This window comes from Bifidobacterium saimiriisciurei, assembly GCF_010667655.1.
GTDB lineage: Bacteria > Actinomycetota > Actinomycetes > Actinomycetales > Bifidobacteriaceae > Galliscardovia > Galliscardovia saimiriisciurei.
The window spans coordinates 1-5,514 of sequence record NZ_WHZU01000030.1 but is presented as its reverse complement, the minus strand read 5'-3'; the positions used below and the strand labels follow the sequence as shown (position 1 = coordinate 5,514).

The window sequence follows — 5,514 nt, the reverse complement described above, 5'->3', positions numbered from 1 at the left end:
GCAAGGGCAGGACGTGGCCGTCACTCAGAACGGAGATAAGACAAACCTAAAACACCACAAAAGTTCCTATAGCCCGGTTCCGACCATCCCAACTGGCCAGAACCCTTAAGGGCGGATAAGGCGAGTAACTAACGTAAATCGTTGCTTACACATTGAGAATAAAGGGAAACAAGGATTCCACAAAACAGCTCCACCCCGTATCTCATGGTTTATCACGGTTTCTAATAACGCTCAAACGCTCAGATTTTCCAGTCGAGCCTTTCTTATTGGCTACGTCGATAATGGCCCGTTATATCAACGGGGTCACCGCATGCCACGTCATTGGAGAAAACCAATGTGCCAGTACATACGAATCAGAAAAGAATCTTACTCATCGCTATCACGTATGCCATTCTGGTTCTCGTCCACCGGAATGTATCCGGAACTATTAGAGGGATCAGGATTATTCTCCATTCCAAAAGGAAGATAATTCACATCCCCATCCTTCATTGTTTTATAGACAAAACTACAGGGAGCGACTGCCCCCGTAACGCCAACAAAACAGTTGTAATCCTTATATTTGTCATATCCGACAGCATCATCCGGTGTTCCATGATCGGCGTTGGGCTCCGACGAGCTATCATCCTGTCCACCGGTTACTGAGCTGCTTGATGTCGAGGAATCCGATTGATTCGTCTGATTGGAATCATGGATATCGGTCATCCAATCAGGAAGATCGTCAGCATCGTAAACAAAAACATCGACGTGCGTTTGACTTGAATTGTCTAGTCCGTAAGCAATTAACCCCAGAATCACATCTCCATGATTCTTTACCGTAAAACGGTAATAAGGAACTTTGTATTGTAGAGACGTCAATTTCTCAAAGTCACTGCTCTTTAACAGAAAATCACTTCCTTCGGCCTTTATTGCTTGTGAAATCATCGGAATAAAGTCAGAGGACAAGGGATCAGTGCCTATCTCGTAACCAAAATTCCATAAGGCGCCACTCATTCGATTCAGATTCTCGACCGTCGAGGAGATGAAGAGATAGGGGACACCGTCAGTGCTGGTATTTCTGCCTCCTAGCTGGAGAGATTCATCATCTTCGGTTTTGCTGCTGAGCTGTTTGAAAAGATACCTCAGTGTCGCAGAAGGGTTGTCCTCGGAGTCGCTATCACAACTGCGGTCGTAGATGCTACCGCTAGATTGACTTACTGCAACGCATTTTGAGGCAGACTCACTACCAGACGACGCTTCTTGGCTCTTATTAGGTTGCTTATTCGATCGGGAACTCAGCACCGCGCCAACAATCACGGCGATCACAATCAGCGCAGCCACGGCTATCACGATGATGCGTCTGCGATTCCACTTCTGCTCCCGTTGCTCCACTCGCTGTTCTCGAGCCGCTTCGGCCGCCTGATCGGCCTGATTATCCGAACGGTTCCACCAATGAGGGTCCTCGGCATCGGCATTACTCGTGGCGTTACGGGCTGATTCATCTACGACATCATGCCTACCTTGGTCTATTTCCCCATCAGACTCGACATCAAATTCCTCGACGCCATCAGACTGCCGTTGCTCCACTACTGACACATCGGCCGGATCGTGCACTTCGTTCTTTTCCGCGATCGAATCCAATTTCGCTCCGCACTTCGGACAGAACAGGGAATCATTCGGGACTTCCGCACCGCACTTATGACAGAATTGAGACATGGCTACTTCTCCTCAAAGATGATGTCCAGACCTTCGCTGGGCTGGAAATTCCAAGTGATCGTTATCCGCCCCCATGAATCGGTCAACGTTCCGTCAAGAGCTCTGGTGTGAAGGATCTTTGACTGCACTGACTGCGGCGTGTTCAATTCGCTGAATACGCAACTGAGAATCTCATCGTCATAGTTATCTAGGCCACTGACAGTCAACGTATGCCCGTGATCAGCTAGTTGGAAATACCTGTCCTCGCCCACTTCGTCAGACCATTGCTCCGAATCGACCTGAGACTTGCACTCGTTCATGGCTTTGTTCAACGAGCTGGGCTGCGCCAGCAGAATGACCGCTACCAGCAGGATTATCCCCACGGCTATGAGCCCTATTTTGAGCGAATCGCTCGATTTTAATCCGATGGCGGCCTTCGCACGAGAGAACGATGAAAAAACGGTCTCCTTGAGCATCAATCGAGGATTATTATCGGCATTGTTTTGCCCGCAGGGACGAGATGGAGCACCCATAGGATTCTCGACCGACCGTCCAGCAGGGCCGGACATGAATGTTGCCGGGACATGCAGCTGAGGAACAGACACTCCGCACTTCGGACAGAACAGCGAATCCTCCGGTATCCGAGCACCACACTTATGACAGAACATGATTGATCACTTCCTATAGAACACCGTGTCATCCGAGACCTTGGTCTGCCAGCCGATGACGAGATAGCTCTTGTTGCTGTCAGGTGAATTACCAGACTCGACACGGTCAGTGAAATGGCTGGTCCCCGCACCCGGCATGACGTAGGTGACACCTGCCTGACACGAGGCGTCGGAGGCGGCATTGCAACCGTCGGTCATGGTTTGCATGTCAATGGGAGTGATTGTATCGGGAACTGTGGTAGGCTGCTGTTGGAAAGCGAAGCTCAGCCCGAGTTCCGTCGACTGGCCCGGCAGGGGATTGAATGTCCGTCCACTCGAAGTGAAAATAATCTCGCCCGGCTTCGTGGAATAGTCTCCGGCCGTATGGCCGCTGTTGGCCTTAATCATCACACAAGAACCATCATTGCGACAGTATTCACCGGCAATCTTCGAAAGATTCTCCTTGATTGCCACAGCCGTCCACAAATCAGCGAAATCATCGTCCGCTACCGATGAATCGTCGCTCTCGGCATTCTGATTGCTGCTGGACGTCGAGGAATCCGACTGCGTCGTCGGCTCGGAATCATCCACGTCATCGGACTCTTGATGGGAACCTGAGAAATGATTCTGCCCGATCATACAGTAGGTGTAAGCCGATTGCCCTTCCGTTGACGGAAGACAACTAGCAATCATCGTCTGTGTCAATTGAACCGAAGAAGCCTGTTTAAGGGTGTAGGGAACGACGAGGCTGCCATCACCGCCTGCGGCGGTATTCTCCAAAACGTATTGCAAATCATCTTTCGGATATCCGACGGCCTTGCTTATGCAGTTAAAAACGGATCCCATGTTATTGGCGTCATTCCCGAAGCCAATCAGAAGCGCGTTGTCACGACCTTTTGAAGAACTCCACGCCGTCATGACAATATGCCCGTCCGAGCTGTCGTTTAAATAATTCTGCGCAGCTTTCCCTTCTTGCGCGGGTTGCATATATCTCACGCATTGATCAGTGATTTTGCCGAGCTCCGGTGCATTGTTTTTCCACTCGTCATAATCAAAATCCGCACCGTTCCACACCCTCAGATTGATTGGTTTCCCGGTTCCATCAAACCAACGTGTCTTGCCGTAGCCAACAATGCCTATTGCACCTAAGATACCGACAATTGCAACGAATGCGACAATCATTGCAATACGTCGTCTATTCTTCGCGACTTTGCTGTTCTGCGATCCATCTTGACTCTCATCGCGCGAATCAGACTCCGTGGAATCGTAGGGAGATTCCAAAGCAACAGACTTAACCTTGCCCGAAAGGGAACCCTTATCGGGTTCGGTTCGCAGACTCTCTTTAGTGACAGTCTGATTCGGTCTAATCGACTGCCGATTCGTGTCGTCGACCGGAGCCACCCTTTTCCCGCATTTGGAGCAGAACAGGGCTTCCTCATGCAATTCCGCTCCGCAGAATCGGCAGTACTTATCTTCCATAGAGGCACCTTCACCCATATATCTCTCGAATTTCGCTACACCAATCGTAGCGAAGCCCCCCTATTCAACACGAATGCGGACCGCCCAGCGGATTCGTAATCCTGAACTGCGCCCCACGAACCAATAGACCCACATTCGATTTTGGCGTATTTTGGCTTGGCACGAATATGAAAAAGGGTTCCGGCTAAACCAGCCGGAACCCTTAGGGGCGGATAAGGCGAGATTCGAACTCGCGGAGGGGGTTGCCCTCACACGCTTTCGAGGCGTGCTCCTTCGACCGCTCGGACACTTATCCATTGCTGCAAAAACGCAACTTGAATAGTATGCCACACTTTACGGATATTGCAAAATCGAGGTATTACCCGTGTCGTCATATAGAGGGTTCTACAGCTGAGGAAATGCATGCCGTCGCAGCTACGTCAACACCTACGACCTGGCGAGCCTACGCCTGCGGCTTCTCGTGCACGGAGGCGTTTACCCACTGCGTCTGCTGCACGTTGTTGCCTGAGAACACACCGATGTCGAGCATGCAGTCACGGTAGTCGCGTCCGTGGGCAATGGTGATGTAGTTGTCGTCGACCAACCGGTTGTGCGTGGGATCGAGCCCGATCCAGCGGTCCTTGTGATACACCTCCACCCAGGCATGGGTCGCGCCCTCGCCGCCGAGCAGTCCGGCGATGTATCGTGCGGTCAGTCCGACGTGGCGGCATACCGAAAGCATCACATGCGCGTAGTCCTGGCAGACGCCCTTGCCCTGGGCCAGAGCCTGTTCGGCGGTGGTGTGAATTGTCGTGGACTTCGGCGTGTAGACGAACGACTTGAACACCTCGTCCATCACCACGGTTGCCACGGCGACCGGCGAGCCGGTGTTCTTCTCGTGACGCAAACGGTCCTTGCATCGTTCAGTCAGCGCCTTGACCGCCGGACCGGGGATGGTCAGCGCGGAATCGAACCGGTAGAGCGGCTTGTAGATTTCGGATTTGATGTTGGCATTGTCCACGAACGCGATGCCCGTCACCTTGTAACCGAAATGCGTGTGCGGCTCGGGCAGGAAGCCTGTCATCACCACGGAATCGAACGAATCAATGGAGGTGTTGGGCTCGATCGCGGGGTCGATGACCACCTTGGTGTCGATGACCTGCTGACGGGGACCGGTGGCGGGAATGCATCGGAGCTGGAAACGATGATCGGTTACGGGCGAGCTAAACGTCAGCTTCATCTCGTAATCAAAATACAGTTTCTTCAACGAATCCAGCTCCTTTTATGCCGATATGCGGATGCGCGGCGCACGATGCATACGCACGGCCGGCCCGCAGACTTTCCTTCAAGGATAGTCGTATCGGTCCGTCGACTACGCCGCACATCCGAAAACGCATGAGAGCGACACGACAGCACCGACAGCACCGACAGCACCGACAGATGCCGGCGCGATACCGGAAAACTACCGATCGCCGAGGTCGGTGGGATTGACGGTCATCAGCGGCTTCAGCCGAGATGCGACCACATGGTCGGTGAAGCCGGTCTCGAAGTCGCGCAGACGGTCGGCGAGCTTCTCGTATCCGCGGGCCGGCAGCTGGCCGATGAGCCAGCGTACGCCGGAGACGAAGCACTGCGGCACGGGCATGCCGTCCAACGTCATCGCGTAGTCGACAAGCTTGCGCAGCGGCGGCTTGAGCTCGGTGGGGGAAACATGCAGGCGCGTGTACAGGTCGAGTCG

The 5,514-nt window shown here is 52.9% G+C and carries 4 protein-coding genes, 1 tRNA gene and 2 pseudogenes; all 7 read right to left on the bottom strand.

The window, feature by feature from the left end; translation table 11 throughout:
* Window positions 1–366 precede the first annotated feature (366 nt).
* On the bottom strand, window positions 367–1,692 hold the full coding sequence (locus GFD18_RS10815; protein WP_163200025.1) for a zinc ribbon domain-containing protein: 1,326 nt from the start codon (window positions 1,690–1,692) through the stop codon (window positions 367–369).
* A gap of 2 nt (window positions 1,693–1,694) precedes the next feature.
* Window positions 1,695–2,204, bottom strand: a complete 510-nt coding sequence (locus tag GFD18_RS10810) for a hypothetical protein (protein WP_225433095.1) — start codon at window positions 2,202–2,204, stop codon at window positions 1,695–1,697.
* Between the two features lie 75 nt (window positions 2,205–2,279).
* A pseudogene (locus tag GFD18_RS11415) lies at window positions 2,280–2,339 on the bottom strand (zinc-ribbon domain-containing protein); the annotation flags it as partial.
* Between the two features lie 6 nt (window positions 2,340–2,345).
* Entirely contained in the window at window positions 2,346–3,797 is a 1,452-nt protein-coding gene (locus GFD18_RS10805; RefSeq protein WP_163200024.1) for a zinc ribbon domain-containing protein, read from the bottom strand.
* A 209-nt stretch (window positions 3,798–4,006) separates the two neighbouring features.
* Window positions 4,007–4,092: transfer RNA gene (locus GFD18_RS10800), tRNA-Ser, on the bottom strand.
* A gap of 147 nt (window positions 4,093–4,239) precedes the next feature.
* Window positions 4,240–5,043 carry a transglutaminase family protein gene (locus tag GFD18_RS10795; protein WP_163200023.1) on the bottom strand — a complete coding sequence of 268 codons (804 nt, stop codon included), beginning with the start codon at window positions 5,041–5,043 and terminating at the stop codon, window positions 4,240–4,242.
* A 195-nt stretch (window positions 5,044–5,238) separates the two neighbouring features.
* Window positions 5,239–5,514 (bottom strand): annotated as a pseudogene (locus GFD18_RS10790) (circularly permuted type 2 ATP-grasp protein); the annotation flags it as partial.

Coding starts and splice junctions, on each gene's coding strand:
- GFD18_RS10815 (WP_163200025.1), bottom strand. CDS start 1,692: ATGTCTCAATTCTGTCATAAGTGCGGTGCGGAAGTCCCGAATGATTCC.
- GFD18_RS10810 (WP_225433095.1), bottom strand. CDS start 2,204: ATGGGTGCTCCATCTCGTCCCTGCGGGCAAAACAATGCCGATAATAAT.
- GFD18_RS10805 (WP_163200024.1), bottom strand. CDS start 3,797: ATGGAAGATAAGTACTGCCGATTCTGCGGAGCGGAATTGCATGAGGAA.